At 74.5% G+C, this 23,710-nt stretch carries 24 protein-coding genes; 17 read left to right on the forward strand and 7 right to left on the reverse strand.

Features of this window, described 5'->3' with window-relative positions:
* Positions 1 to 20: 20 nt before the first annotated feature.
* Both ACZ6ZT_RS10180 and ACZ6ZT_RS10185 read right to left on the reverse strand, forming a co-directional pair.
* Positions 21 to 2,105: a CASTOR/POLLUX-related putative ion channel gene (locus ACZ6ZT_RS10180; protein ID WP_469717386.1), complete on the reverse strand. Its 2,085-nt coding sequence runs from the start codon at positions 2,103 to 2,105 to the stop codon at positions 21 to 23.
* A gap of 186 nt (positions 2,106 to 2,291) precedes the next feature.
* Entirely contained in the window at positions 2,292 to 2,963 is a 672-nt protein-coding gene (locus ACZ6ZT_RS10185) for a MerR family transcriptional regulator (RefSeq protein ID WP_469717388.1), read from the reverse strand.
* A gap of 145 nt (positions 2,964 to 3,108) precedes the next feature.
* Between ACZ6ZT_RS10185 and ACZ6ZT_RS10190 the strand changes: the two genes are divergently transcribed.
* The 11 genes from ACZ6ZT_RS10190 to ACZ6ZT_RS10240 all read left to right on the forward strand — a co-directional run bounded on the left by ACZ6ZT_RS10190 (position 3,109) and on the right by ACZ6ZT_RS10240 (position 11,915).
* On the forward strand, positions 3,109 to 4,443 hold the full coding sequence (locus ACZ6ZT_RS10190) for a YhgE/Pip domain-containing protein (RefSeq protein ID WP_469717390.1): 1,335 nt from the start codon (positions 3,109 to 3,111) through the stop codon (positions 4,441 to 4,443).
* Between the two features lie 117 nt (positions 4,444 to 4,560).
* On the forward strand, positions 4,561 to 5,127 hold the full coding sequence (locus ACZ6ZT_RS10195; RefSeq protein ID WP_469717392.1) for an RNA polymerase sigma factor: 567 nt from the start codon (positions 4,561 to 4,563) through the stop codon (positions 5,125 to 5,127).
* Positions 5,124 to 6,173 (forward strand): CU044_5270 family protein, encoded by a 1,050-nt coding sequence (locus ACZ6ZT_RS10200; RefSeq protein WP_469717393.1) that lies wholly within the window; start codon positions 5,124 to 5,126, stop codon positions 6,171 to 6,173. The genes ACZ6ZT_RS10195 and ACZ6ZT_RS10200 overlap by 4 nt, the downstream gene beginning before the upstream one ends.
* A gap of 117 nt (positions 6,174 to 6,290) precedes the next feature.
* Positions 6,291 to 6,767 carry a flavodoxin family protein gene (locus ACZ6ZT_RS10205; protein ID WP_469717396.1) on the forward strand — a complete coding sequence of 159 codons (477 nt, stop codon included), beginning with the start codon at positions 6,291 to 6,293 and terminating at the stop codon, positions 6,765 to 6,767.
* Between the two features lie 72 nt (positions 6,768 to 6,839).
* Positions 6,840 to 8,039: an amidohydrolase family protein gene (locus ACZ6ZT_RS10210; RefSeq protein WP_469717398.1), complete on the forward strand. Its 1,200-nt coding sequence runs from the start codon at positions 6,840 to 6,842 to the stop codon at positions 8,037 to 8,039.
* A gap of 72 nt (positions 8,040 to 8,111) precedes the next feature.
* Positions 8,112 to 8,513 (forward strand): hypothetical protein, encoded by a 402-nt coding sequence (locus ACZ6ZT_RS10215; protein WP_469717400.1) that lies wholly within the window; start codon positions 8,112 to 8,114, stop codon positions 8,511 to 8,513.
* A gap of 87 nt (positions 8,514 to 8,600) precedes the next feature.
* A complete protein-coding gene (locus tag ACZ6ZT_RS10220; RefSeq protein WP_469717401.1) occupies positions 8,601 to 9,149 on the forward strand; it encodes a DUF4232 domain-containing protein in 549 nt (182 codons plus the stop codon).
* 73 nt (positions 9,150 to 9,222) lie between these two features.
* The gene (locus ACZ6ZT_RS10225; protein ID WP_469717403.1) at positions 9,223 to 10,533 is read left to right on the forward strand and encodes a TerD family protein; all 1,311 of its coding nucleotides are present in this window, start codon (positions 9,223 to 9,225) and stop codon (positions 10,531 to 10,533) included.
* A gap of 131 nt (positions 10,534 to 10,664) precedes the next feature.
* Positions 10,665 to 11,009: a PRC-barrel domain-containing protein gene (locus ACZ6ZT_RS10230; protein ID WP_469717405.1), complete on the forward strand. Its 345-nt coding sequence runs from the start codon at positions 10,665 to 10,667 to the stop codon at positions 11,007 to 11,009.
* 75 nt (positions 11,010 to 11,084) lie between these two features.
* A complete protein-coding gene (locus tag ACZ6ZT_RS10235; protein ID WP_469717407.1) occupies positions 11,085 to 11,312 on the forward strand; it encodes a hypothetical protein in 228 nt (75 codons plus the stop codon).
* 327 nt (positions 11,313 to 11,639) lie between these two features.
* Complete coding sequence (locus tag ACZ6ZT_RS10240) at positions 11,640 to 11,915, forward strand: isoamylase early set domain-containing protein (protein ID WP_469717408.1); 276 nt, start codon at positions 11,640 to 11,642, stop codon at positions 11,913 to 11,915.
* Between the two features lie 11 nt (positions 11,916 to 11,926).
* Here the strand turns inward: ACZ6ZT_RS10240 and ACZ6ZT_RS10245 are convergent, their stop codons facing one another.
* Positions 11,927 to 12,436: a metallophosphoesterase family protein gene (locus ACZ6ZT_RS10245; RefSeq protein WP_469717410.1), complete on the reverse strand. Its 510-nt coding sequence runs from the start codon at positions 12,434 to 12,436 to the stop codon at positions 11,927 to 11,929.
* Between the two features lie 168 nt (positions 12,437 to 12,604).
* Between ACZ6ZT_RS10245 and ACZ6ZT_RS10250 the strand changes: the two genes are divergently transcribed.
* From ACZ6ZT_RS10250 to ACZ6ZT_RS10265, 4 genes are all read left to right on the forward strand, one after another.
* Positions 12,605 to 13,744 carry a glutamate--cysteine ligase gene (locus ACZ6ZT_RS10250; protein WP_469717412.1) on the forward strand — a complete coding sequence of 380 codons (1,140 nt, stop codon included), beginning with the start codon at positions 12,605 to 12,607 and terminating at the stop codon, positions 13,742 to 13,744.
* A 169-nt stretch (positions 13,745 to 13,913) separates the two neighbouring features.
* The gene (locus ACZ6ZT_RS10255) at positions 13,914 to 15,518 is read left to right on the forward strand and encodes a serine/threonine-protein kinase (RefSeq protein ID WP_469717414.1); all 1,605 of its coding nucleotides are present in this window, start codon (positions 13,914 to 13,916) and stop codon (positions 15,516 to 15,518) included.
* Positions 15,518 to 17,155, forward strand: coding sequence for a serine/threonine-protein kinase (locus tag ACZ6ZT_RS10260; protein ID WP_469717416.1), 1,638 nt, complete (start codon positions 15,518 to 15,520; stop codon positions 17,153 to 17,155). The genes ACZ6ZT_RS10255 and ACZ6ZT_RS10260 overlap by 1 nt, the downstream gene beginning before the upstream one ends.
* 12 nt (positions 17,156 to 17,167) lie before the next feature.
* Entirely contained in the window at positions 17,168 to 17,701 is a 534-nt protein-coding gene (locus ACZ6ZT_RS10265) for a cupin domain-containing protein (protein ID WP_469717418.1), read from the forward strand.
* Between the two features lie 32 nt (positions 17,702 to 17,733).
* On the opposite strand, the gene ACZ6ZT_RS10270 is transcribed toward ACZ6ZT_RS10265, so the two are convergent.
* On the reverse strand, positions 17,734 to 18,273 hold the full coding sequence (locus tag ACZ6ZT_RS10270) for a SixA phosphatase family protein (protein WP_469717420.1): 540 nt from the start codon (positions 18,271 to 18,273) through the stop codon (positions 17,734 to 17,736).
* 464 nt (positions 18,274 to 18,737) lie between these two features.
* Between ACZ6ZT_RS10270 and ACZ6ZT_RS10275 the strand changes: the two genes are divergently transcribed.
* Entirely contained in the window at positions 18,738 to 19,124 is a 387-nt protein-coding gene (locus ACZ6ZT_RS10275; protein WP_469717422.1) for a VOC family protein, read from the forward strand.
* A gap of 93 nt (positions 19,125 to 19,217) precedes the next feature.
* Positions 19,218 to 19,925, forward strand: coding sequence for a YoaK family protein (locus ACZ6ZT_RS10280; RefSeq protein ID WP_469717424.1), 708 nt, complete (start codon positions 19,218 to 19,220; stop codon positions 19,923 to 19,925).
* A 33-nt stretch (positions 19,926 to 19,958) separates the two neighbouring features.
* Here the strand turns inward: ACZ6ZT_RS10280 and ACZ6ZT_RS10285 are convergent, their stop codons facing one another.
* From ACZ6ZT_RS10285 to proP, 3 genes are all read right to left on the reverse strand, one after another.
* The gene (locus tag ACZ6ZT_RS10285; protein WP_469717426.1) at positions 19,959 to 20,666 is read right to left on the reverse strand and encodes a DUF4230 domain-containing protein; all 708 of its coding nucleotides are present in this window, start codon (positions 20,664 to 20,666) and stop codon (positions 19,959 to 19,961) included.
* Between the two features lie 61 nt (positions 20,667 to 20,727).
* Positions 20,728 to 21,792 (reverse strand): mechanosensitive ion channel family protein, encoded by a 1,065-nt coding sequence (locus ACZ6ZT_RS10290; RefSeq protein ID WP_469717428.1) that lies wholly within the window; start codon positions 21,790 to 21,792, stop codon positions 20,728 to 20,730.
* 297 nt (positions 21,793 to 22,089) lie between these two features.
* On the reverse strand, positions 22,090 to 23,619 hold the full coding sequence (proP, locus tag ACZ6ZT_RS10295) for a glycine betaine/L-proline transporter ProP (protein ID WP_469717430.1): 1,530 nt from the start codon (positions 23,617 to 23,619) through the stop codon (positions 22,090 to 22,092).
* Positions 23,620 to 23,710 lie beyond the last annotated feature (91 nt).

Here is a 23,710-nt window from a genome sequence, read left to right on the forward strand (position 1 = left end):
CATGCCCGGCCGGGCGGCTCTCACGCCGACTCGCCGTCGCCGTCCTGGCCGCGCGGCCGCGCCTCGGGTGCGGCCGGCCGGCCCGGGGCCTGGAGGGGGACCCGGCCGGCGGTTCCGCCCGGGGGGCGGGAGCCGGGCGGGGCGGAGCCGGGGGCCAGGACGAGGACCGAGTCCTCGGGCCCGAAGCACACCGCCTCCCGCTTGTCCGGGTTGATCCGCAGCCCGTGCGCGGGATCCCGCGGAGCGCCGGGGCGGTCCGGGCCGTCCCAGCTCACCCGGCCGGCCGGTTGTAGCCGGTATCCGATGACGCAGTGGCCGCGCCGGCGCCCGGCCTCCACCACGGTCGCGTAGCCGACGGGGCGTCCGGTGACGACGTAATCGGCGGCCGGCCGCAGGTGGAGGGTCTCCCCCGTGGACGCGAGCAGGCAGTCGAAGACCGCCGCGAGGTCCCCGTCCTCCGCGATCTGTGTCATCAGCAGGCTGATCAGCCGGCTGCCGACGATGAAGTCGGCGCCCTCGCGGGCGGGCGCGAGCAGCCGGTTGCGGTCGTCGGCCATCTCCGTCACCACGGCCAGCTCCCGGCCCGCGGCCTCCTCCAGGGCCCGCAGATGCAGCAGCGTCACCAGGGTCCGGTCGTCACCGGCCAGCGGGAGACCGCCCGCCTCCGGGCCGTCGTAGCCGAGGACGACGGCCCGGTCGAACGTCAGCGGCCCGAGCCCGGCCAGCACGTCCGGGTCGGTCACGTCGCCGTCGAGGACGGTGACCGGCATCCGCCGCCCGGGGACGCGGGCGCAGCGGTCCGCGTCCCGCAGGTGGTCCTCGCCCTCCGCCATCACCACCAGTACGGAGCCGTCGGGCACGCCGTCGTCCAGCTGCTCGATGATGCGGGGGGCGCGGGGGTTCCAGCCGAGCAGCAGGAAGCGCTGCGGCGACGGCCGCGCGGGCGGCGCCGCCACGACCGCCGCGTCGTCGACGGCCGGCCGCTCCCCTGCCGGGACCGCGGTGTCGTCGTCCTCGGTGATCACCACGATCCGGTCCTCGGCGCCGAGGACGCTGTCGCAGGGCGGGTTCAGTTCCACCCGGCCGTCGGCGCGCAGCAGGCCGATGACGCTGGAGTCGGCGTACGCGAACAGGAGGTCGCCGAAGGTGGATCCGGCGAGGGGACCGGCGGGCGCCGTGTAGATCTCGTCGCCGTCGAAGTCGAGCAGCGCGCGGTAGACGAGCGAGAGTCCGGGCTCGCAGGAGGTCCGCGCGATCAGCCGGGCGGTGATGTCCTCGATGTTGAGGACGTGCCCGCGCGGCCCCGCCGCCAGTTCGGCGGCTCGCTTGTGCCGCCCGTCGCGGACGGCCGCGACCACGCCGGGCCGGCCGTGGCCGCGGACCACGGCCTCCAGCGCGAGCAGGGTCTTGACGACGTGGGCGTCGCCGCCCTCGCCGTCGTGGGTCAGGACCAGCACGGCGCGGGCCGTCTGAGGCGTGACCAGGGAGACGACGGCGGGATCGGTGGTCTTCCCGCTGCGGCAGATCAGCCTGGTCCGGCCCAGCCGTCCGACGGCGGCGGCGATGTCGTCCTCCATCTCCGCCTTGTCCCGGGGGCCGAGGACGGCGAGGGCGGCCCGGCGCCGGTTGGCGTTGGCCTTCACCAGCTCGGAGACGATGGGGAAGACCTGGTCGGACCAGCCGAGCAGGACCGTGTGGCCCGACTCCAGGACGGTGGAGCGGCCCCGGCGCAGCGCGAGCACCTTGTCGTTGAGGCCGGTGGTGATGAGGCTGACGAGAGTGGAGACGAACAGCAGCGCGACGAGGGCGAGCAGCACCGAGAGGGACACGTACAGGGGGCTGCCGACGGCGCCGCCGAGCTTCAGGGTCTGGCCGACGCTGACCCATACGGCGAGGGCGCGGCCGGAGAGGGTGGTCGGGCCGTGGTCATCGGCCCACACCAGGGCGGCGCTGGCCGGGACGACGACGGCCAGGCACATCAGTACGAGCCAGCCGATCAGCACCGCCGTGCCGCGGGCCACGATGGTGTCGAACCAGTAGCGCGTGCGCGCCCAGGCGGGCGCGGGCCGTCGTCCTGCGCGGGCTGCGGGCTTGGGTCCTGGCAACCGGCGTTCCTCGGTCGGTCGGATGGCGTGGCGGGCGCCTGCCGTGCCATGGAGCGACCGGCACCGGCAGGTGGGTGCGCGTCACACCTTAACGGCATGTCACGATACGGAAACGGCATACGGGTTAAACCCGCCTCAGGCATGACGAAGGGGACTCGTTTTCGGATTCGAGCCGCCGCCCGGGCGCTACCGGGGCCCCGCGGGCCCGTCCGCGCCGCCCGCGGCCCGGCGGCGGACCTGGTCCTCCTGGGCGAGGCGGCGGAGCAGTTCGAACACCGGGGCGCAGATCGCGAAGACGATGACCGCCCGCTCGGCCAGGGCCACCGGGTCGTCGAGGCCGGCCGCCCGTTCCAGGTCCAGCCGGGCCACCGACCCGGCGAGGCGCGCGTAGGCGGCGAGCTCGCCCGGGGCGTACTGGGCGTCCAGCCGCCGCAGCTCGCGCAGCGCCGCCGTGAGCCCCTGCACGTGCGGGGAGGTATCGGGTGCCTGCCAGTCCAGGGCCGCGAGCAGCTCCGCCACCTCGGCCGCGGCGGTGGCGCCGGCCCCGGGCTCCTCCTCGGGGCCGGCGGCGCTCTGGGCGGCCACCGGCACCGGGAGGGCGTAGCTGACCGCTCCGAGGGCGCCCTCGGAAGTATCGGCCTGGTCGACGGCCCCGAGCACCTCGCGGGTGGCGGCGATGGACAGGCCGCCGAGCGTTGTCAGGGCCTTGATCAGGCGCAGCCGCTGCGCGTGCTCCTCCCCGTACTCGGCGAGGGTCGCGGCGGTGGCCCGGCCCGCGGGCAACAGGCCTTGGCGCAGGAAGTACTTGATGCTGGCGACCGGTACGCCGGTGCGCCGGCTGAGCTCCGAGATCTTCATGCGGCTCCCCTGCTGGTCACGCGGTCCGGTGTGGGCGCCGTCAATCGGCGCCGTCAATTGGACACCACCACAAGATACTGCCAGTATCCAGTAGCTGGATACCTTAAGTATCCAGCCCCAGGAACGCATCCGCACCGGAGAATCGATGCCTCAGCCCAATCCCCCCTCCGTGCTCCGACGACCCACGTTGTGGATCGTTACGGGTCTCATCGCCGCAATGGTCTCCATGCTGTTCGCGCTGCTCTACGTCGGGGGCAACATCAATCCCCGGGGCAACCTGCGCGACCTGCCCGTGGCCCTGGTCAACGGCGACAGCGGCGCCGACGCGGGCGGCCGCCACGTCAAGCTGGGCGATCAGGTCGTCGCGGGGATCCAGAAGGCCGCCGAGGGCGACAAGAGCATCGAGTGGCAGGTCGTCAGCCGCGAGGAGGCCGACAAGCGGCTGGGCCGGGGCAAGGTCTTCGGCGCCCTCGTCATCCCCCAGGACTTCTCCGCGACGGTGACCGCGCTGGGCGCCCCGCAGCCCGCGGCCCCGGGCAAGGCGGCCCCGCCGACCCTGACGGTGCTGACCAACCAGGCCGCCGGGAGCATCGGCTCCTCCATGTCCTCCCAGGCCACCCAGAAGGCCGCCCACGCCGCCTCCGCGCAGATCGGCCAGCAGCTCCTCAAGCAGGCCGGACCCCAGCAGGCCCAGCTCCCGACGGCCGCGCAGCTCAAGCTGGCCGACCCGGTGACCGTGACCGTGGCCGACGGGCACCCCCTCGGCTCGCGCAGCGCCATGGGCCTGAGCGCCTTCTACTACGCCCTGGTCCTGGTCGTCTGCGGCATGCTCGGCGCCAACCTGGTGAACTCCCAGGTCGACACCGCCCTCGGCTACCTGCACACCGACTACGGCCCGATCCGCAAGCGCGAGCCGGTACGGCACACCAGCCGGGTCCGCACCCTGGCCATCGGCATGGCGCTGATGCTGGGCCTGTCGTTGGTCATGGGCACCCTGGTCGAGGTCGCCACCGTCGGCATCCTCGACATGGACGCCTCCCACCTCGGCCTGCTGTGGCTCTTCTCGGTCGCCACCGTCGCGGTCGTCGGCATCGGCAGCCTGACGCTGTTCGCGGCCTTCGGCACGCCCGGCATGCTGCTGGCCACCATCGTCTTCGTCGCCATGGCCGTCCCCTCCTCCGGCGCCACCGTGCCGCTCCAGGCGCTGCCCGGATTCTTCCGCGGCCTCGCCGAGTTCGAGCCACTGCGCCAGATCACCGAGGGCATGCGTTCCCTGCTGTATTACGGGGCCCAGGCCGACGCGGGCCTGACCCGCGCGTGGGCCGCCATGGGCGTCGCCCTCGTCGCCGCCCTGCTCTTCGGCTTCGCGGTCACCCGCTTCTACGACCGCCGGGGCCTGCACCGCATCCCCCACCCGGACGCCGGCACCACGCCCGCCGACCCCCGGCAGCCCGCCGAGGCGACGGCCACCACGGCCTGATCAAGCGGTACCACCACGAAGCGCGGGGCGGCCATCGGCCGCCCCGCGCTTCGCGCTTGGCACTTCGGGTGACGCAGGCCACATGCAACGCGGCGGGCCCTGCGGACACTTCCCAGTGTGGATCACCAACTGTTCGCCAGCATCTACGACGCACACGCCCGGGCGGTGCACGCGCACGCCGTCCGGATGACGGCCGACCGCGCCGGGGCCGAGGACATCGTCTCCCTCACCTTCCTGGAGGCCTGGCGGCTCCGCGACTCGCTCGACCAGGTGGCGAACCAGCGGGCCTGGCTCTTCGGGATCGCGACGAACGTCATCCGCAACACCCGCAGGACGGCCCGCCGCCACCGCGCCGCGATGAGCCGACTGCCACCCCCGGACACCGTCCCCGACCCGGCGGACGCCGTCGTCGCCCGCCTGAGCGACGGCGCGCGGGCCGCCACCGCCCTCGCCGTCCTGGGCCGGCTGCGCCGCGCGGACCGCGAGGTGCTCCTCCTGTACGTGTGGTCCGGGCTCAGCCACGAGGAGGTGGCGCAGGTCTGCGGCGTGGCCGTGGGCACCGTACGTTCGCGCCTCTCCCGCGCCCGCGCCCGTCTGCACCGGCTCACCGCCGACCACCTCGCGGAGCCCCCGGCCACCCGGCCGGCCCCCGCGTCCCGCACCGCACGGGAAGGAACCCTGTGAACGCCGCCGACGACGCCGCACGCCCCGAACCGTCCGCCCGCCCCGAACCGCCGGAGCGCCCCGAACCGTCCGAGCGGGAGGAGACCGTCCGGCGCCTGCCCGGCCTCGCCGACGCGGACCTCCCCTTCCCCGCCCCGCGGCGCCAACGGCTCAAGGAGCACCTGCTGCGCGAAGCGGCGCGGACCGAGCGGCCGGCCGCTCGTACCCGTCGGCCCGTCGTCCTGGTTCTCGGCGCCGGAGCCGCCGCCTGCGCGGTGGCCGCGGCCACCGCCCTCGGCACGGGGGGCTCCGGGGACGGCCCCGCCGCGGCCCCGCCCCAGCCGGCTGCCGTCCGGGTGCTCGACCGCGCGGCCCTGACGGCCCTGGAGCTGCCCGTCCCGGTGGTCCGTGACGACCAGTTCCTCTACACGAAGACCACGGGACACTCCACGGCCCTCTCCGAGACCGCGGACGGAGGGATGCGGCCGTCCCGGACGGACGAGTCCGCCGAACGCTGGGTCTCCGCCGACGGGTCGGCCGGCGTGTGGGTCCGCACCGCCGGCGGCCTCACCAGGGAACCGGGGAACCGCGCGGGCGGGGGGACCGTCAACGGCCCCACGTACCGCTTCCTCGCCTCCCTCCCGACCGACCCCGACCGGCTCCTCCAGCTGATCCAGGCCGACACCCGCCGACAGCACGGCCCCGGCTCGGGCTCGACCACCGGCCCCGACCAGGAGGCGTTCGTGGCCATCGGCGACCTGCTGCGGACGATGGAGGCCCCGCCCGGGGTGAGCGCCGCCCTGTACCGCGCGGCCGCCCGTATCCCCGGGGTCGTCTTCGTCCCGGAGGCGCGGGACGCCGCCGGACGCGACGGGGTGGCGGTCGCCCGCGTCCACGACGGCGAGCGCACCGAATGGATCTTCGACAAGGACAGCCTCCGCCTGCTCGGAGAACGCACCGTCCTGCTCAGGGACGGCGCGTGGGGCAAGGCGGGCGAGGCCGTCACGTCCGTGGCGATCATCGGCCACGGCGTCGTGGACGAAGCCGGGCGGGAACCGGAGCGGTAGCCCGCGCGACAGGCAGGTGGTCGGTGTGGCCCACGTCACAGGCGAGGGTGTCACGTCCGGTGCGGGTGCGCTGTCCCCTCTGCGGAAGCGAGAAGAGCGAGAGAAGGGACCGTCACCATGAAGACCGTCATCGTGTGCGCCTCCGTGTCGCACGGCAATACGCGTCGTATCGCCGATGCCATGGCCCGGGTCCTGGGCGCGGAGGTCGTCGCCCCCGGGGACGCCGACCCGGCGGAGCTGGCCGGGGCCGGGCTCGTGGGGTTCGGGTCGGGTGTCTTTCGCGGCCGGCTCCACCCCGGTCTGACCGGTTTCGCCAAGGCGCTTCCGGAGGCCGGGGAGCGGGGCCGGGCGTTCGTGTTCGCCACCAGTGGGCTTCCCGAGCTGCCGGTCGCGCCGTTCACCCGTCCCCTGACCCGGCTCCTCGCACGCAAGGGCTTCACGGTGGACGGGACCTTCACCTGCCGGGCGTTCGACACCTGGGCGCCGTTCAATCTCGTCGGCGGCATCCACCGGCAGCGGCCGGACGGCCGCGACGTGGCCGCCGCCCAGGCCTTCGCCGAACGGCTGCGGGGTGGGCAGGAGATGGCGCCGTAACCGCATGGCGGCCCCGTCCCGAGGTGGCTCGATCTCGCCCACCCCGCTCCCCGCGGCTGTTTTGATCTGGCCATGGAACGAGACATCCCGATGCTGATCACCGCCGGCCGCGTGCTGACCGGGGACGCCGCCGTGGCCGCTGGCGCCGTGCTCGTACGGGACGGCGTCATCACGGCCGTCGGGCCGCGCGCCGAGGTCGAAGCCGGGGCCGGGGCCGACGGCGGGGAGGCGGGGAGCCGGCTGGACTTCCCGGAGTCGACCCTGCTGCCCGGCCTGATCGACGCCCACGTCCACCTGGTCTTCGACGGCGGGCCCGACCCCGTGGCCGCCCTGGGGGACGCCGACGACGAGCGGCTGCTGGCCGCGATGCGCGAGCGCGCCCGGCTGCTGCTGGACTCCGGCGTCACCACCGTCCGCGATCTGGGCGACCGGGGCGGGCTCGCCCTGCGCCTCGGCCGGGAGATCGCGGACGGTACGACGCCGGGCCCGCGCGTCCTCGGGGCCGGAGCGCCGCTCACGCCGCCGGGCGGCCACTGCTGGTTCCTCGGCGGTGAGGTGTCCGGCGCCGACGAGGCCCGCGCCCTCGTACGGCGCAACGTGGCCGCCGGCGCCGCGGTCGTGAAGGTGATGGCGGGCGGCGGCGGCCTCACCAAGGACGGACCGCCCAGCTGGCAGAGCCAGTTCGGCGCCGAGGAGCTGGCGGTCGTCGTCGAGGAGGCGCACCGGGCCGGCCTCAGGGTCGCCGCGCACGCGCACGGTACGGAGGCCATCGCCCACGCCGTGACGGCCGGAGCCGACACCATCGAGCACTGCACCTGGATGACCGAGGACGGCTTCGACCTCCGCGAGGACGTCCTGGACCGGATCATCGAGCAGGGCGTCTTCGTCTGCCCGACCGTCAGCCCGCACTGGCGCATGCTGCCCCGCTTCTTCGGTGAGGAGCGGGCGGCGGTCATGTCCGGGCTGGTCCGGCGCATGGCCGCGTCCGGAGCCCGGCTGATCGCCGGCACCGACGCCGGGGTGCAGCGCGCGGGCTTCGACGGCACTGCGGCGGCCCTCGGCTTCTACGAGGACCTCGGGGTCCCCCGGGAGCGGATCCTCGCCATGGCCACCACCGAGGCCGCGGCGGCCCTCGGACTCGGCGACCTGACCGGGCGCATCGCCCCCGGCCACGCCGCCGACCTGCTCCTGGTCGACGGCGACCCGACCGAGGACCTGGCGGCGCTGGGACGGATCCGTGCCGTCTTCGCCCGGGGGCGCCGCCACCGGTGAGCGGGCGGAGCCGCGTACGCACCCGGCCGCGGGCGGGAGCGGGGTGCCGCGTCCTACCCTGGTGACGAGACCATGCGGGAGGCTTCCGTGGCGGGCCACCATCGGTACCACCTCGATCAGGACGGGCACTCGATCACGGTCCTGTACGACGTACGGGGCCGTCGCGTCGACGTCCTCGTCGACGGGAGGACCGTCTCCACGGCCCGGACGTCCCCCGAGGGCGTCGTCCTGCGCGGCAGCGTCCCGGCCGTTCCGCCGCAGCCGTTCGTGATCCGGGTGCGGCATCCATACGACGCGGACGACGTCCCGCCCTGCGTGCTGGAACGCGACGGCATGCGCTACCTGATGCCGAACGCCCCGCTCACCCCGGAGGAGGAGTGGCCCGCCGAGCACACCCCGCCGGCCCGCACGCCGGGCCAGCTCCTCGCGCGCTGGCGGGCCCGCTTCCGCACCCGCCGGCGCCGGGGCCGTTGACCCGGGGAGGGCGCGTACGGAGACCTCCGGCCGGGCGCCTTGGGGCGAACTCCCTTGCCGGAGGCCCGAAACGGGCAGACTGGACGCATGACCGCACTCATTCGCGCCGCCGCCCTCGTCCTCGCCCCCTCACTCCTGGTCGCCGCGACGGCCGCGACCGCCCACGCGCAAGCGGCCGCGCCGACCGCCCCGGCCGCCCCGGCCGCCCCGGCCGCCTGCGCCAAGGCGTCGCTCGGCTACGAGGCCCACGCCATGCCGCCGATCGCCAGCAGCGTCGTCCTGGTCACCGTCACCAACAAGAGCGGCACCGCCTGCACCATCGACCGCTTCCCCACCGTGACCTTCGCCGGCTTGGACGGCTCCGCCCGCCCGGTGCCGCCCACCGAGAGCGGCCCCCGCCTGCTCGCCGCCCAGGGCCACCTGTACGCGGCGCTGCGCACCGACGACCGCGGCGGCTCGGCGCGCTACGTCCCGAGCCTGGCCGTCACCGCCAACCCGGCCTACCGCGGCACCCGTTTCACCGCGGCCGAGGTGGGCGCCCCCACCCCTGGCTTCGCGGTGTCGGACCCGATCACCACGCTGTGGAAGAAGACGGTGGACGAGGCGGTGGCGGCCCTCCCGGAGGACCCCTCCTGACGGCACGCCCCCGGCCGGCCCCCGGTACGCGTACGCTGCGCGGAAATACCGGAGTTCGCGGGAGGGGAACGGCGTGTCGTTGCGGAAGGGCGCCAACGTACCGGTGGCGAGTGCCCGGGTCCGGGTGGAGCTGGGGTGGGACGGGGGCCCCGGGGTTCCCGAAGTGGACGGGGTGGCGCTGCTGTTGACGGCGGCGGGCAAGGTGCGGTCGGACGACGACTTCGTGTTCTACAACCACCTGGTCCACCCCAGCGGCGCCGTGCGCCACGAGGGCGGACGCCGGGAGGGCACGGGCGTGGTCGAGACGATCGCGGTGTCGCTGGCCGAGGTGGAGCCGGAGATCGCGACGATCGTCGTCGGGGCGTCCACCGAGGGTGTCTTCGGGCAGGTGCCGGGGCTGTTCGTGCGCGTCCTGGACGCGGAGACCGGGGTCGAGACGGCCCGGTTCGACGCCGTGGACGCCACGTCGGAGACGGCGTTCGTACTCGGGGAGCTGTACCGGCGCGCGGGCGCCTGGAAGTTCCGGGCGGTGGGACAGGGGTACGCCTCCGGCCTGGCCGGGCTCGCCACCGATTTCGGCATCACCGTGGACGACCCCGGACCGGCGCCCCAGGCCCCGGCGCCCCAGGTCCCGGCGCCGCAGGTCGCCGCCCCACGGGTCCCCGCCCCGCAGGCCCCGGCGCCCCAGGTTCCGGCGCCGAACGTCCCGGTGCCGAACCATGTTCCCGCCCCGCAGGCTCCGCCGGTGCGGCTGTCCAAGATCACGCTGACGAAGGCGGCGCCCGCGGTGTCGCTGACCAAGCAGGGGGCCACCTCGGGTGCCATGCGGGTCAACCTCACGTGGAGCGCGGCCGCGCCGCCGCGCGGCTGGCTGAACAAGGGCAGAGGCGCCGTCCGGCTGGAGGACGTCGACCTCGACCTCTCCTGCCTGTGGGAACTGCGGAACGGGTCGACGGGGATCGTCCACCCCATCGAGGAGCAGTACGGATCGTTCGACCAGCCGCCGTACGTCCTGCTGGACCAGGACGACCGGACCGGCGCGAGCGAGACCGGCGAGAACCTCCTGATCAATCTCGATCACGCGGCCGACATCAAGCGTCTGCTGGTGTTCGTCGTCATCTACGACGGGGCGTCCAGCTTCGCCGGCCTGCACGGGGTCGCGACGCTCTACCCGCCCGTCGGGCCGCCGATCGAGGTGCGCCTGGACGAGTGCACCGTCGCGTCGCCGGTGGCCGCCGTCGCGCTGATCGAGAACGTGGGCGGGGAGCTGATCGTCCGGCGGGAAGCCCGGTACATCGTGCCCGCGCCCGGCGTCTTCAAGCAGCAGGCCGCGGACCTCGCGTACGGCTGGGGAATGGGCTGGCACGCGGCCGGCAAGGACTGACGGGCGCCGCGCGTGTGCCCCGCGGCCGGGTCGCCGTCCCCCGGCCGGAGATGCGGTCGCGCCGTCCGGCCGCCAGAGTTCGACACGGGGGGGGGTGCGGACCCGGTGACCCCAGGAAGTGGAGACGTGCCATGAGCGAAGACATCTGGAGCTACGACCCGCAGGCGAGGTACGCGCCGGGCACCCGGCTGATCGGCTTCAAGGTCGAGGCCAGTGACGGTCACATCGGCAGGGTCGACGAGCACACCGAGGACGTCGGCGCGTCGTACATCGTCGTGGACACCGGGCCCTGGATCTTCGGCCGGCACGTCCTCGTACCGGCCGGGACCGTCGTCCGCGTGGACGCGGACGACGAGACGATCCACGTCAACCTCACGAAGGACCAGATCAAGGACTCCCCCGCGTACGACCGGGACGAGCACCGCGGTGATCCCGCCTACCGGGAGCAGCTCGGCCGGTACTACGGCCACATGTAGCGGCCGGACCCGGTCCGTGCCGCCGCCGGACGCGCTCGGGGTGCCGGACCGGCCAGGTCCCGGCAGGCTGGAGCCATGGCGGACCAGACGGAGATCGTGGTTCATCCCGTGTCGCCGAAGGGCGGACGGAAGGTCACCGTGCACGCGCTCGGTGTGGACGCGGACCTCGGCCGCGCCCACTCGCCGGCCGACGTGGCGGAGTTCCTGCGGCGGGCGGGCCTGGAGGACGTGGACCTGTCCGAGGACGGGCCCATCCGCTGGGAGGGCGGCGGCCCGGAGGTGTGGAGACGAGCCGCCGGCTGACGGCGGGCGCGCGGTGGCCCTCCCGTGGGGAGGCCGGGAGGGCCGCCGGCCCGGGAAGGTCCGGCGACGGCCACGGTAGACCCGACGGGCGCGCCGGCGATAGGCATATGACACGGACATCCGGGCCGGGGCCGGATGAGCCGCCGGATGAGCCCGGGCCGGGTGGACCCGGCCGCGTGAACCGGGGCCGAGGGGCCTGAGGGGCCGGCAGGACCGGCTCCGGCGACCGGCCGGGTGACCTCCCGGCCGCGTGCCGCGGCATCGGGCACACCCGCGCGCGAGGATGCACAGGTCCGTTTCCCGATTTCCTCGCGGCTGGAGTCCTCCGTGCTCGAACGCAAGCGCCTCAAGGGCCGTACCCAGGTCACCTTCATCCTTCCGGAGCACACTCCGGAGGGGCCGGTCAGCGTCGTCGGAGACTTCAACCACTGGAACCCCGCCGCCCACCCGCTGGAGTCCCGCGGTGACGGCACCCGCGCCGCGACCGTCGCCCTGCCGACGCACAGCGCGCACTCGTTCCGCTACCTGGCCGCCGGCGACTACTGGTTCAACGACGAGCACGCCGACAGCCACGACGGCACCAACAGCCGCCTGCACACCTGATCCTCCGGCCCTTACTCCGCCGCCCGCCCGGGCAGCCGGTGCAGGGTGATCACGTCGAGCGCGGCGTCCGCGACGGTGAGGGTGAGGAAGGTGTGGTGGGGCTGGCGCCGGCGGTCGGTCGGCGAGCCCGGGTTGAGCAGGCGCATCCCGCCGGGGCCGGTCGAGTCCCACGGGATGTGGCTGTGGCCGAAGACCAGGACGTCCGCGTCGGGAAAGCGCGCGGCGCAGCGCCGTTCCCGCCCGGTGGCGGGGCCCGTCTCGTGGACGACCGCGAAGCGCAGGCCGCCCAGCTCCGCCCGGGCGACCTCCGGCAGTCGGCGGCGCAGCGCGGGCCCGTCGTTGTTCCCGTAGACGGCGATCAGGCGGTGCGCCCGGCACTCCAGCAGGTCGAGGGTGGCCTCGTCGGTCCAGTCCCCGGCGTGGATCACCACGTCCGCCTCGTCCACGCATGCCAGGAGGGCCGGCGGCAGGTGCTTGGCCCGGGCCGGAACGTGGGTGTCGGAGGTCACCAGCAGCCTCATGCGTCCACCCTAGGGGGCCGTGGCGCCCCGGTCCTGTCCGCCGGGCCACGGTCCGCCCAGGGGGCGCGACAGACCGGGCGGGGTGGTTCCGCATAGCCGGGGCGGGGCCGGGCAGGCGGTGACAACCGATTTCGGGACAGGTACGACGAGGAAGCGATGGGTAACCGCATGCGAAGCGTGGGCGTCGAGGAAGAACTGCTGCTGGCGGATGCGGACAGTGGCGAGCCACTGGCCGTGTCGGGTGCGGTGCTCGCCGCGGCCGACCGGGCGGACGCCGCCGCGGAGGGCCCCGAAAAGGGGCATACGTTCGAATCGGAGCTCAAGGAGGAGCAGGTCGAGTTCGCCACGAAGCCGGTGACGGAGATGGGCGAGCTCCAGGAGGAGATCGTCCGGTGGCGGGCCGAGGCCGCGCGGCACGCCGCGACGGCGGGCGCGGTCGTCACGGCGATGGCCACCTCTCCGCTGCCCGTGCGGCCGTCCATGTCCCCGGGGCACCGCTACGACTGGGTGGCGCGCCAGTTCGGCATGACCGCGCAGGAGCAGCTGACCTGCGGCTGCCACGTCCACGTGTCGGTCGAGTCGGACGAGGAGGGGGTGGGCGTGCTGGACCGCATCCGGCCCTGGCTCCCCGTGCTGACCGCGATGAGCGCGAATTCGCCGTTCTGGCAGGGCGAGGACACCCTGTACGGCAGCTACCGCAGCCGGGTGTGGAACCGGCTGCCCGCGGCCGGGCCCGTGGACGTCTTCGGCTCCGCGGACCACTACCACGCGGAAGTGGGGGCCATGGTGGACTCGGGGGTGCTGCGCGACAAGGGGATGGTCTGGTTCGACGCGCGGCTGTCCGCGTCCTACCCCACGGTGGAGATCCGGGTCGCGGACGTGTGCCTGGACGCCTCGACGCCGGTGCTGCTGGCCGCGCTCGTACGGGGCCTGGTGGAGACCGCGGCCCGCGCCTGGAAGGCCGGGGAGCCCCCCGCGCGGGTCAGCACCAGCATGCTCCGGCTCGCGTCGTGGCAGGCGGGCCGGTCGGGCCTCGACGGCCCGCTGCTGCACCCCGAGACGCTGCGGGAGACCTCGCCCGAGGCCGCCGTGGAGGCGCTGTACCGGCACGTGGGCGACGCCCTGGCCGACTACGGCGACGAACACCTCGTACGGGCCGGGATCGCGGGCCTGCTGGAGCACGGCAACGGCGCGCGCGTCCAGCGCGAGCTGCTGCGGTCGGAGGGGGACCTGGCCTCGGTGGTCCGGCACTGCGCCCACCGGACCACGGACGGCGCCGACCGCGTCGGCCGCCCCGCCGCCCGCTAGGGCAGGGGCGGTCGCGCTCCCGGTGAGGGGCCGGCCTGTATGATCCTCTCGCTTCGGGACCGGAGGGTCCTTCGCGGGGGAGGGACAGGACGCCATGAGCGCACCAGGGCCATCCGGGCCGCCGTACGCAGACCCGTTCGGGGCAGGGGACACGGGGCCGTTCCAGGCAGTGGACATCGGCCCTTTCCGGGCAGTGGCCGAACTCGGCAAGGGCGGCATGGGGTCCGTCCTGCTCGCCGTCGCCCCCGACGGCCGTCTCGTCGCGGTGAAGCGGGTCCACCCCGAACTGGCCGAGGACCCCGCGTTCCGAGCCCGGTTCCGGCGCGAGGTGGCGGCCTCGCGCAAGGTGTCCGGCGCTTACACCGCCGCCGTGATATCCGCCGACGCGGAAGCCCAAGCACCCTGGCTGGCCTCGGTATTCGTGCCCGGTCCCACGCTCGGCCAGGCCCTCGACGCAGGGGGCCCGTTACCCCAGGAGGCGGTGAGGCTCCTCGCGGCGGGCCTGGCACAGGCGCTGGTCGACGTACACCGGGCGGGCCTGGTCCACCGCGACCTCAAGCCGTCCAACGTGCTCCTCGCCGAGGACGGCGTACGCGTGATCGACTTCGGCATCGCGCGGGCAGCCGAGGAGCACACGAAACTCACGCACACCGGCGCCATGGTGGGTTCGCCGCCCTTCATGGCGCCGGAACAGGTGCGGGGCCTCCCGCTAACCGGCGCCACCGACGTCTTCGCGCTCGGCTCGACCCTCGTGACGGCATGCACCGGCAAGCCGCCCTTCGCCGGCACGTCGGTGCCGGGCGTGCTCTACAACGTCGCGCACGGCACACCGGACCTGGACGCGGTGCCGGAGGTCCTGCGGTCGTTCATCGAGCCGTGCCTGGCCAAGGACCCGGCGCGGCGTCCGTCGCCGCTGGAACTCCTCACGTCCATCGGCACGGTGACGCCCGCGTCCCGGCCGTGGCCCGAGGCGGTACACCGGCTCACGGCCGAACAGCGCTCGGAGATCAGCCGGTTGGTGGACGGACCGGCCGTGTCCGGTGCCCCCACCGTCACCGCGCCCGCCGGGGCCCCGGCTCCGCCCGTCGTACCACCGCCGCTCCCGCCCGCGGCGCCTGCCGCCCGGGCCCGCCACAAGCGCACCTGGTGGGCGGCAGGAGCCGGCGCGGCCGCGACGGTGGCGCTCGCCACGGTGATCGCCGTCAACTTCCTGCCCGCGGACGGCGGCCGGGCGGGCGCATCGCCGGGAAAGGCGGACCCCAAGGAGCCGGCCGGGAGCCCGAGCGTGCCGACCCCCGGGACGACGCCCCTGTCGAAGGTCGGCGACAAGTACACGCAGCTGGTTCCCTCGTGCAAGGAGGCCAAGGGGAAGGTGGAGGTGCCCGCGGGCTACTCCGATCCCAGCGGCAACCTCGAGGCCGTCGGTGAAACCCCGCAGGAGTCGAACGGGTGCTTCTGGAGCAACCGGTACGGCGACAGGATCTACGTCTCCTGGCACCGTCACCTCTCGGCAGGCGGCAAGACCGGAGCCGAACAGGCGAAGGAGAAGTACGAGAGCGGCTACGGCTCCGCCTCCCGGTCGTACGAGCGCGCCGACGTCGGGGTCGGTGAGGAGGCCTTCTGGCAGCGGGACATGGCCAATCTGTACGCCCGTGACATCAACATGGAGCTCAACGTCATCGTGGAGAGCACGCGCTACTCCGACGAGGAGGCCCGGGACATCGCCAAGACCGTGGGGAAGTCGGCCCTGAAGCTGGCGGAGTCCCCACGATGATGCCGCTGGGGCCGGCCGATCCGGCCACCGCCGGGCCCTACCGTCTCCTCGCCGAGCTGGGCCGGGGCGGGATGGGACGGGTGCTGCTCGGCTCCGCGCCGGACGGACGGCTCGTCGCGGTCAAGCGGGTCCACGCGCGGTTCGCCGCCGACGCCGGATTCCGGGCCCGCTTCCGGCGCGAGGTCACCGCCTCGCGGAGGGTGTCCGGCGCGTACACGGCGGCCGTGATGGATGCCGACGCGGACGCCGGCACGCCCTGGCTCGCCTCGGTGTTCGTGAACGGACCCTCGCTGGGCGCGGCCGTGGAGGAGGCGGGTCCGCTGCCCGAGGCGTCCGTACGCCGCCTCGCCGCCGGACTGGCCACCGCACTCGCCGAGATCCACCGGGCGGGGCTGGTCCACCGGGACCTCAAACCCGAGAACGTCCTGCTCGCCGAGGACGGGGTGCGCGTCATCGACTTCGGTATCGCGCGCGTCGCCGAGGGCGCGGAGGCCACCGAGCTGACCCAGACCGGCTGGGTGGTCGGCTCGCCCGCCTTCATGTCGCCGGAACAGGCCGAGGGCCGTTCGCTGACCCCGGGAAGCGATGTGTTCTCGCTCGGCACGGTCCTGGTGATGGCCGCGCTCGGCGAAAGCCCTTTCGCGGGTACCTCCATGGCGGGGACCCTCTACAACGTCGTGCACGCCGAGCCCGACCTGTCCGCCCTGACGCCGGGGCTGCGGGCGGTCGTCGCTCCGTGCCTGGCCAAAGACCCGGCGGCCCGTCCCACCCCGGACCGGCTCCTCACGCTCCTCGGCCGGGTCGCGCCCGCCGACCGGCCCTGGCCGGCCGCCGTGCACCGGACGATCGCCGCCCGGCAAGCCGAGATCGACCGGCTGCTCGGCGACACGGACCGCACGCTCGTGCCGGGGCCGGCCCCGGCCGCGCCCGCCGACGTGGCAACAACCGCGCTCGGCCGGGCGCCCCACCCGACGGCACTCCTGCCCACGCCCCGCCGGCGCACCGCGAGGACCATCGCCCTGGCGGCGGCCGGTGTGCTCGCCGTCGTCGGCATCGGATCCGGGCTGTACGCGCTGAAGGACGGCGGCGGTACAGACCCGCCACGGGCCGGCTCTACGTCCGGAGCGGGCAGTGCGAAGAGCACGCCCGCCAGGCCCGTCATCACCTACGTGAAGGCGCCGATCTGCTCCGAGGTGGCGGTCCGGCTGCCGCTGCCCGCACGGTCGGAGGAACTCGACTACTACCGCGAGGGCTCAGGCGCCTCGACGAGCTGCGCTTGGGGAAAGATATCCGGCGACCCCACGAAGGTCAGGATCGCCGGCCTGGTCGACAAGGTTCACGCGTTCGTCGGCTGGGAACTGAAGCGCACCGAGCGGGAGAGCGAGCAGCAGCGCGAGAAATTCCAAGAGGACGCCGCCAAGGAAACCCGGGCGAGCGACCTCGGCTTCGGCGACGATGCGTACTGGAGCGCCCCCTACCCGGCCTATCCCGACCCCGAAGAGCACTGCGGCCTGTACGTCCGCGACGGCAACCTCGTGGTCCACGTGGCCTTGGGCGGCGAGAAACACCCCGCGCCGACCTGCAAGCAGGAGGCCAGGAACATCGCCCGCGCCGCGATCGCGGCCATGCCCCGCTGAAGTGGAGGAACCGTGCGTACGGCGCAGGAATGGATCGACGCCCTCGGCCTGGAGCCGCATGTGGAGGGCGGGTACTTCAGACGGACCTTCCAGTCCGATCACCGCCCGCCGATCTCCACTCCCCACGGCGACCGCTACACCCTCACGTCCATCCACTACCTGCTCACCCACTGGTCGCCGGTCGGGCACTGGCACCTCAACCGGTCCGACATCCTGCACTTCCACCACCACGGCGACCCGGTCACCTATCACCTGATCCACCCCGACGGCCGTCACCGCACCGCGGTGCTCGGTCAGGACCCCGGACGCGGCGAGCAGCTGGTGCTCGCCGTGCCCGGGGGCACCTGGAAGGCCTCCCACCTCACTTCCGGGGACCACGCGCTGATCAGCGAAGCGGTCGCTCCGGGCTTCGACTTCGCGGACATGACCCTGGGCCTGATGGACGACCTGCTGGAGCGCTTCCCCCAGCACGCCGACCTGATCCGCCGCTTCTGCCGCCCCGCAGGACCCACCGGACCGGCCGGGGACGCGGGTTACGGCCGCTGACCGGTACGGCGCGCGGTGGAGGGCTTCAGGGGTCAGTGGCGGGGGGACCAGAAGTCGGTCAGCGTGCCCGCGCCGGGGGTGAGGGCGTCCCAGCCGCCCGGCAGGTCCACCACCACGACCCCCGACGTGGGGAAGGCCTTCGCGAGGTCCGCCAGGAGCTTCGGCGGGCCCGAGCCGCACAGGGCCTTGGCGAACTCGTGGATGCCGGAGTTGTGCCCGACGAGGGCCACGCAGCCGAGCCCCGCCGCGCACTCGGTCAGGACGGTGGCCAGCGCGTGCGGCGGCGCATTGTAGAGCCGCTCGTCGTGTACGGCGGAGGGCGGCTCGGCCAGTTCCGGGACCAGCAGCTGCCAGGTCTGCCGCGTACGGCGGGACGGGGAGCACAGCGCCAGGTCGGGCGCGTAGCCGGCCTGCGCCAGCCAGCGGCCCGTCCGGTGCGCGTCGGCCCGGCCGCGCTCGCCGAGGGGCCGCTCGGCGTCCTCGGCCGGATCCCCCTTCGGGACGGCCTTGGCGTGCCGCACCAGCAGCAGTCGGCACCCGGAGGGGGTGTGGGGCGCGGGGCCGGTGGTCATGGCCGTCTCCTTCGCCGCGGGGAGTACCCGTACACCGCCATGGTGCGGCGGCCCGGGGTGGTGCGCACCCTCACGTGGCGGGCGCGGGCACGGGACCCGGGCCGGGCAGCGGGCCCGGTTCGGGCCCCGGGCCGGGGGCCGGGGGCGGCACCGGGTCGGGGCCGGGCGGCTGCGGAGGCGCCGGGGGCACCGGGTCCGGGCCGCCCGGGCCGGGCACGGGGCCGGGCAGCGGGCCCGGCTGCGGGCCGGGGCCCGGCCCGGGCGCCGGGGTGGGGCTGGGGGGTACGGGATCGTTCGGAGGGGTTCCCACGGCTTCTCCTCTCCTCGGCCCCGGTACGGGGCGGCTCGGACGTGTCGCATGCCGCGCCTACCCATGCCGGAGGGACGTAGACGTACGCACCCGCAGCGGCCGCGCCGTGTGCCAGTCTGTCCGGACTGCCGGCGAGCGAAGGGAAGTCCCGATCATGGTGCACGTACTGGGCGGCAGGGTCCTCCTGCGGCCGACCGACCCCGAGCGGTCGCGGAGCTTCTACGGCGACACCCTCGGCCTCGCCGTCTTCCGCGAGTTCGGAACCGGCCCCGAGCGCGGCACGGTCTACTTCCTCGGCGGCGGCTACCTGGAGGTCTCGGGGCGTTCCGAGACCCCGCCCGCGCCCGGGCTCCAGCTGTGGCTCCAGGTCGCGGACGTGCAGGCGGCGTACGAGGAGCTGCGCGAGCGGGGTGCCGAGGTGCTGCGGCCCCCGCTGCGCGAGCCGTGGGGGCTGATCGAGATGTGGATCGCGGACCCGGACGGCGTACGGATCGCCGTCGTGGAGGTCCCGGCGGACCACCCCTTGCGCTACCGCCCCTGAGCCGGTCCGGGCCGCCCGCGCGCCCCGGCCGGGCCCGTCGGCTCCGGGTGCGCGCGGTCGCGGCGCCCGGGGCCGCGTGATCCCCTGGTCGGCATGGACGCCGACGCGGCGGGCCGCGGGGTGGGCGGGGACCGGCCCGGGCCGATGAGACGGCTCTTCCCCGAGGGGCACCCGCACGCCCGCCTGGGGGCGCTGCTGTTGGTGCTGACGCTGGTCAGCGGCCTGGTCGACGCGGTGAGCTTCCTGGGGCTCGGGCGGGTGTTCGTGGCCAACATGACCGGCAACGTGGCCTTGCTGGGTTTCGCGCTGGCCGGCGTGGGCGGGCTGTCGGCGCCCGCGTCCGCGACGGCCCTGGCGGCTTTCCTGGGCGGGGCGCTGGTGGGCGGGCGATGGTCCGGCGTCCGTCCGGTCCGGCTGTTCGCGCCGCTGGTGGCCGGTCAGGCGGCGCTGACCGGGGTGGCGCTGGCGGCCTCGGCGGGCGGCCTGGGCCGGTACGCCGTCCTCGTACCGCTGGCCGTCGGCATGGGGGTGCAGAACGCGGTGGTGCACCGGCTGGCGCTGCCGGACCTGACCACCACCGTGGTCACGCGGACGCTGACGGGGCTGGCCGCCGATCCCTGGCGCCCGGCCGGGCCGCGACGCGGGCTGTCGGTGGCGGCGCTGGCCTGCGGGGCCCTGGCCGGCGCTCTGCTGTACGCCGGTCCGGGGCCGGGGTGGGTACTGGGGCTCGTGGTGGTGCTGCTGGCCGTGGTCGCCGCGTCCGCCGGCGTCGCGGGGAGAGTGGCCCGGCCCGCCGGGTGAGACCTCGTCACGGCGTAGGCGCGGTGGGCGGGCTCAGCCGTAGGTGACCGACACCCGCTCGAAGCCCAGGGAGCCGAGCAGCCCCTCCAGCATCACCGTGGTGTTCCGTTCGGCGCGCTGGGTCAGGCCGCTGTCCCGGGCCGCCGCGCCGATGCGTTCCACCGCGAGCTTCTGCACGGCCTGCTCGCCCGCCGGGTTGTCCGAGAAGAGGTCGCCGAGCCGGTCGAGCAGCCCGCGCTGCTTGGAGACGGCGTACGAGCGGGCCGGATCGAGCGCGGGCGCGCCGAGGAGGGCGTGCGGGAGGCGGAGGACCGCTTCAGTGCGGTCGGCGTTGACCGATACGGCCTTCTCGTCGAGGCCGCCCAGCTCCACGTACGCCGAGACGGCGCCGGCGCCGACGTACAGGGTGCGCGTGCCGCGTACGGCGTCGGGCAGGAAGGGGGCGTCGTGTTCCAGGTCGACCACGACCTGGTAGTCGCCCGCCGCGCCCTCGAAACGGCTCATGTCGCGCAGGGACTTCAGGACGGCCGGTCCGGTGCGGTCATGAGTACGGGTCCCGAAGAGGTCACCGAGGGCGGGGAGGGCGAAGAGCCGGCCGGCGAGGACCAGCAGGGCGGCCAGGACGACGAGCGCCGCGGCGCCCCGGGCCGCCCACCGCCACGGCCGGCCCGTCCGGCCGGCCCGCCGGGGGGCGCCGGTTGCGGCGGCGGCCGGCTCGGTGTCGTTCGCGTGGGTGTCCATGGGGAACGGATGCCCCGTCAGTTCATGGTCACCCCTCGGTTCGGGGGCGGGGCGCGCGCCGTCAGAAGCCGGGGCCGTGGCCGTCAGGGGTGGTGAGGGCCAGGCGCGGCAGGGCGTCGGGGTGCTTCTCCGTCAGCCAGGTGATGAGCCCCTCGCGCACGGCGCAGCGTACGGTCCACACGTCGGAGGCGTCCTTCGCGGTCACGACGGCCCGGACCACGATGGTCGACGGGGTGGTCTCGGTGACGGCGAGGTCCCAGCCGCGGCCGTCCCATTCGGGGCAGTTGAGCAGGATCTCGTGGAGCCGGTCGCGCATCTGCGCGATCGGGGCGCTGTGGTCGCAGTGCAGGAAGACGGAGCCGGTCATCTGGGCGCCGCCCCGGGACCAGTTCTCGAAGGGGCGGTTGGTGAAGTAGGAGACGGGCATGGTGATGCGCCGCTCGTCCCAGGTGCGGACGGCCAGGAAGGTGAGGGTGATCTCCTCCACCACTCCCCACTCCCCCGACACCACGACGGTGTCGCCGATGCGCACCATGTCGCCGAAGGCGATCTGGAACCCCGCGAAGATGTTGCCGAGGGTCGACTGGGCGGCGATGCCCGCGACGATGCCGATGAGTCCGGCGGAGGCCAGTACGGAGGTGCCCAGCGCGCGGAAGCCGGGGAAGGTGAGCAGCATCGCGGCGAGGGCGAGGACGGCCACGGCCGCGGTCACCACGCGCATGATCAGGCTGGCCTGCGTACGGACCCGGCGCACCCGCGCGGGGTCGCGGGTGCCGGTCGCGTAACGGGCGTACGCGGTCTCGACGATGGCGGAGGAGGTGTGCACGACGAGCCAGGCTCCCGCCCCGATGAGGGCGAGGGAGAGGACGTGGAGGATCACGGCGCGGTGCTCGGTCAGCGGTGGCCAGGCAATCCGGCCGGTCGCGCCGCGGAGCGCGGCGGAGAGCAGCGCGGCGATCAGGACGATCTGCAGGGACCGGCGGCAGCGGCGCAGCAGTTGCCACAGCGGGGTCTCCGGGTGCCGTGCGTCGGCCCTGCGCAGGAGGAGGTCGACGGCCCATCCGGCGGCGAGGGCGAGCAGGACGGAACCGGTCAGGACGATCAGCAGTCGAGCGACGATGTTCATGTCTCCTCGGGGGTGTCGTGGCCCGCGGGGCGCGTCGGGGTGGCCGGTCGGGACGCCGCTACGGGCGCGGCGCCGGGCTGGTCCGGGCGGCGTGCGGGGTGAGCCGCCGGACGCGCGTTCCGTCGGCGGTGTTCCCGGAGGGAGTGGGGTACGCGGTGAAGTGGTTCATGGGCCCGCGCCTGCCCGGGGCCCCGGCCCGTATGCGGCGGGCGTCGTGCGGCGGGTTTCACATGCGGCGGGGCGGCCCGTGGGCGGCTGATACCTCCGCGGCGGGTCCGTGGGCGTCCGGCGAGCCGGTCAGTCGTGGTGGTCGTCCGGGTGGCGGTGGGCCCACGGATGGCGCAGCCGGATCCAGATGTCCCGCGCCTGGCGCCCGGCCGCCGTACGGCTGTGGGCGACCAGGCGGTCCGCCTCGCCGGAGGTCTCGACCATGGGCCCGGATCCGCGCAGCGGTTTGCCCGCCGTCTCGTGCAGGAACAGCGTGGACACGAAGCCGATGACGCCGGCCGCCATCAGGTAGTACGCCGGGACCAGGTCGTTGCCCGTCACCTCCACGAGGGCGGAGGTGAACAGCGGCGTCGTACCGCCGAAGAGGGAGACGGAGATGTTGAAGGCGAGGGAGAGCGCGGCGTAGCGCAGCCGGGTGGGGAAGAGGGCCGGCAGGGTGGAGGCGGCCGTGCCCGCGAAGCAGACGAGCAGCAGGCCGAGTACGGCGCAGCCCACGGCCGGCCACAGGATGCCGCCCGCCCGGATGAGCAGGAACGCCGGGAGGGCCAGCACGACGAGGGCGAGGCTGCCCGCCAGGAAGACCGGCCTGCGGCCCCAGCGGTCCGAGGTGTGGCCCACCGTCGTGATGGTCAGGACGACGAGCAGCATGGTGCCCAGCACCAGCAGTTGGGCCGTGGTGTCGTGCTGCCCGAGGGTGACGGTCATGTACGTGGGGAGGTACGAGGTCACCATGTAGTTGGTGACGTTGTACAGCAGGACGAGCCCCATGCAGATGAGCACCGCGTGCCAGTGCCGGGTGACGATCTCCTTGAGGTTCCCCCTGGCCGTGGGCGGTGCTTCGGCGGCCGTCGTACCGCCCACCTCGTCCCGTGGGCCGCCCTCGGCGGCGGCGTAGGCCGCCTCCTTCTTGAAGGCCGGGGTCTCTTCCAGTTTCATCCGCATGTACAGCCCGATGAGGCCGAGGGGGCCCGCGATGAAGAAGGGGATGCGCCAGCCCCAGGACTCCAGTCCGTCCGCGCCGAGGGTGAGGGTGAGGACCGTGACGAGACCCGAGCCCAGGGCGTAGCCGACGAAGGTGCCGAAGTCGAGCCAGCTGCCGAGGAACCCGCGCCGTCGGTCGGGGGCGTACTCGGCGATGTAGGTGGTGGCTCCGGCGTACTCGCCGCCGGTGGAGAAGCCCTGGACGAGCCGGCAGACGAGGAGCAGCAGGGGCGCGAGGAAGCCGACCGACGCGTAGGTGGGGAGGAAGCCGACCGCGAAGGTGCTCGCCGCCATCATGATCATCGTGGCGGCGAGCACCTTCTGGCGGCCGATCCGGTCGCCGAGCGGGCCGAACACCAGCCCGCCGAGCGGGCGGACCAGGAAGGCCGCGGCGAAGGTGGCGAAGGCGGCGACGACTTGCGCGCCCGGGGAGCTCGACGGGAAGAAGACCTTGCCCATGGTCCCGGCGAGGTAGGCGTACACGCCGAAGTCGAACCATTCCATGGTGTTGCCGAGCGCCGCCGCGGTGACCGCGCGGCGCACCTGGAACTGGTCGGACACCGTCACGTCCGCCGTGCTCAGCGAGCGCTTGCGGCGGCGCAGCAGCGTACGGAGCATCCGGTCGGTCCTCGCGTGCCCGCCGCGTGGCCCGTGCGGGCCGCGAGTGGGTCCTGGCATGGTGACGGCCTCTCTGCCGGGTGCTCCGCTG

Source organism: Streptomyces sp. NPDC102258 (assembly GCF_055584685.1).

Coding starts and splice junctions, on each gene's coding strand:
- ACZ6ZT_RS10290 (WP_469717428.1), bottom strand. CDS start 21,792: ATGAACATCGTCGCTCGACTGCTGATCGTCCTGACCGGTTCCGTCCTG.
- ACZ6ZT_RS10235 (WP_469717407.1), top strand. CDS start 11,085: ATGGCGGACCAGACGGAGATCGTGGTTCATCCCGTGTCGCCGAAGGGC.
- proP (WP_469717430.1), bottom strand. CDS start 23,619: ATGCTCCGTACGCTGCTGCGCCGCCGCAAGCGCTCGCTGAGCACGGCG.
- ACZ6ZT_RS10270 (WP_469717420.1), bottom strand. CDS start 18,273: ATGACCACCGGCCCCGCGCCCCACACCCCCTCCGGGTGCCGACTGCTG.
- ACZ6ZT_RS10260 (WP_469717416.1), top strand. CDS start 15,518: ATGCCGCTGGGGCCGGCCGATCCGGCCACCGCCGGGCCCTACCGTCTC.
- ACZ6ZT_RS10275 (WP_469717422.1), top strand. CDS start 18,738: ATGGTGCACGTACTGGGCGGCAGGGTCCTCCTGCGGCCGACCGACCCC.
- ACZ6ZT_RS10285 (WP_469717426.1), bottom strand. CDS start 20,666: ATGGACACCCACGCGAACGACACCGAGCCGGCCGCCGCCGCAACCGGC.
- ACZ6ZT_RS10250 (WP_469717412.1), top strand. CDS start 12,605: ATGCGAAGCGTGGGCGTCGAGGAAGAACTGCTGCTGGCGGATGCGGAC.
- ACZ6ZT_RS10220 (WP_469717401.1), top strand. CDS start 8,601: ATGACCGCACTCATTCGCGCCGCCGCCCTCGTCCTCGCCCCCTCACTC.
- ACZ6ZT_RS10245 (WP_469717410.1), bottom strand. CDS start 12,436: ATGAGGCTGCTGGTGACCTCCGACACCCACGTTCCGGCCCGGGCCAAG.
- ACZ6ZT_RS10215 (WP_469717400.1), top strand. CDS start 8,112: ATGCGGGAGGCTTCCGTGGCGGGCCACCATCGGTACCACCTCGATCAG.
- ACZ6ZT_RS10185 (WP_469717388.1), bottom strand. CDS start 2,963: ATGAAGATCTCGGAGCTCAGCCGGCGCACCGGCGTACCGGTCGCCAGC.
- ACZ6ZT_RS10205 (WP_469717396.1), top strand. CDS start 6,291: ATGAAGACCGTCATCGTGTGCGCCTCCGTGTCGCACGGCAATACGCGT.
- ACZ6ZT_RS10190 (WP_469717390.1), top strand. CDS start 3,109: ATGCCTCAGCCCAATCCCCCCTCCGTGCTCCGACGACCCACGTTGTGG.
- ACZ6ZT_RS10210 (WP_469717398.1), top strand. CDS start 6,840: ATGGAACGAGACATCCCGATGCTGATCACCGCCGGCCGCGTGCTGACC.
- ACZ6ZT_RS10230 (WP_469717405.1), top strand. CDS start 10,665: ATGAGCGAAGACATCTGGAGCTACGACCCGCAGGCGAGGTACGCGCCG.
- ACZ6ZT_RS10280 (WP_469717424.1), top strand. CDS start 19,218: ATGGACGCCGACGCGGCGGGCCGCGGGGTGGGCGGGGACCGGCCCGGG.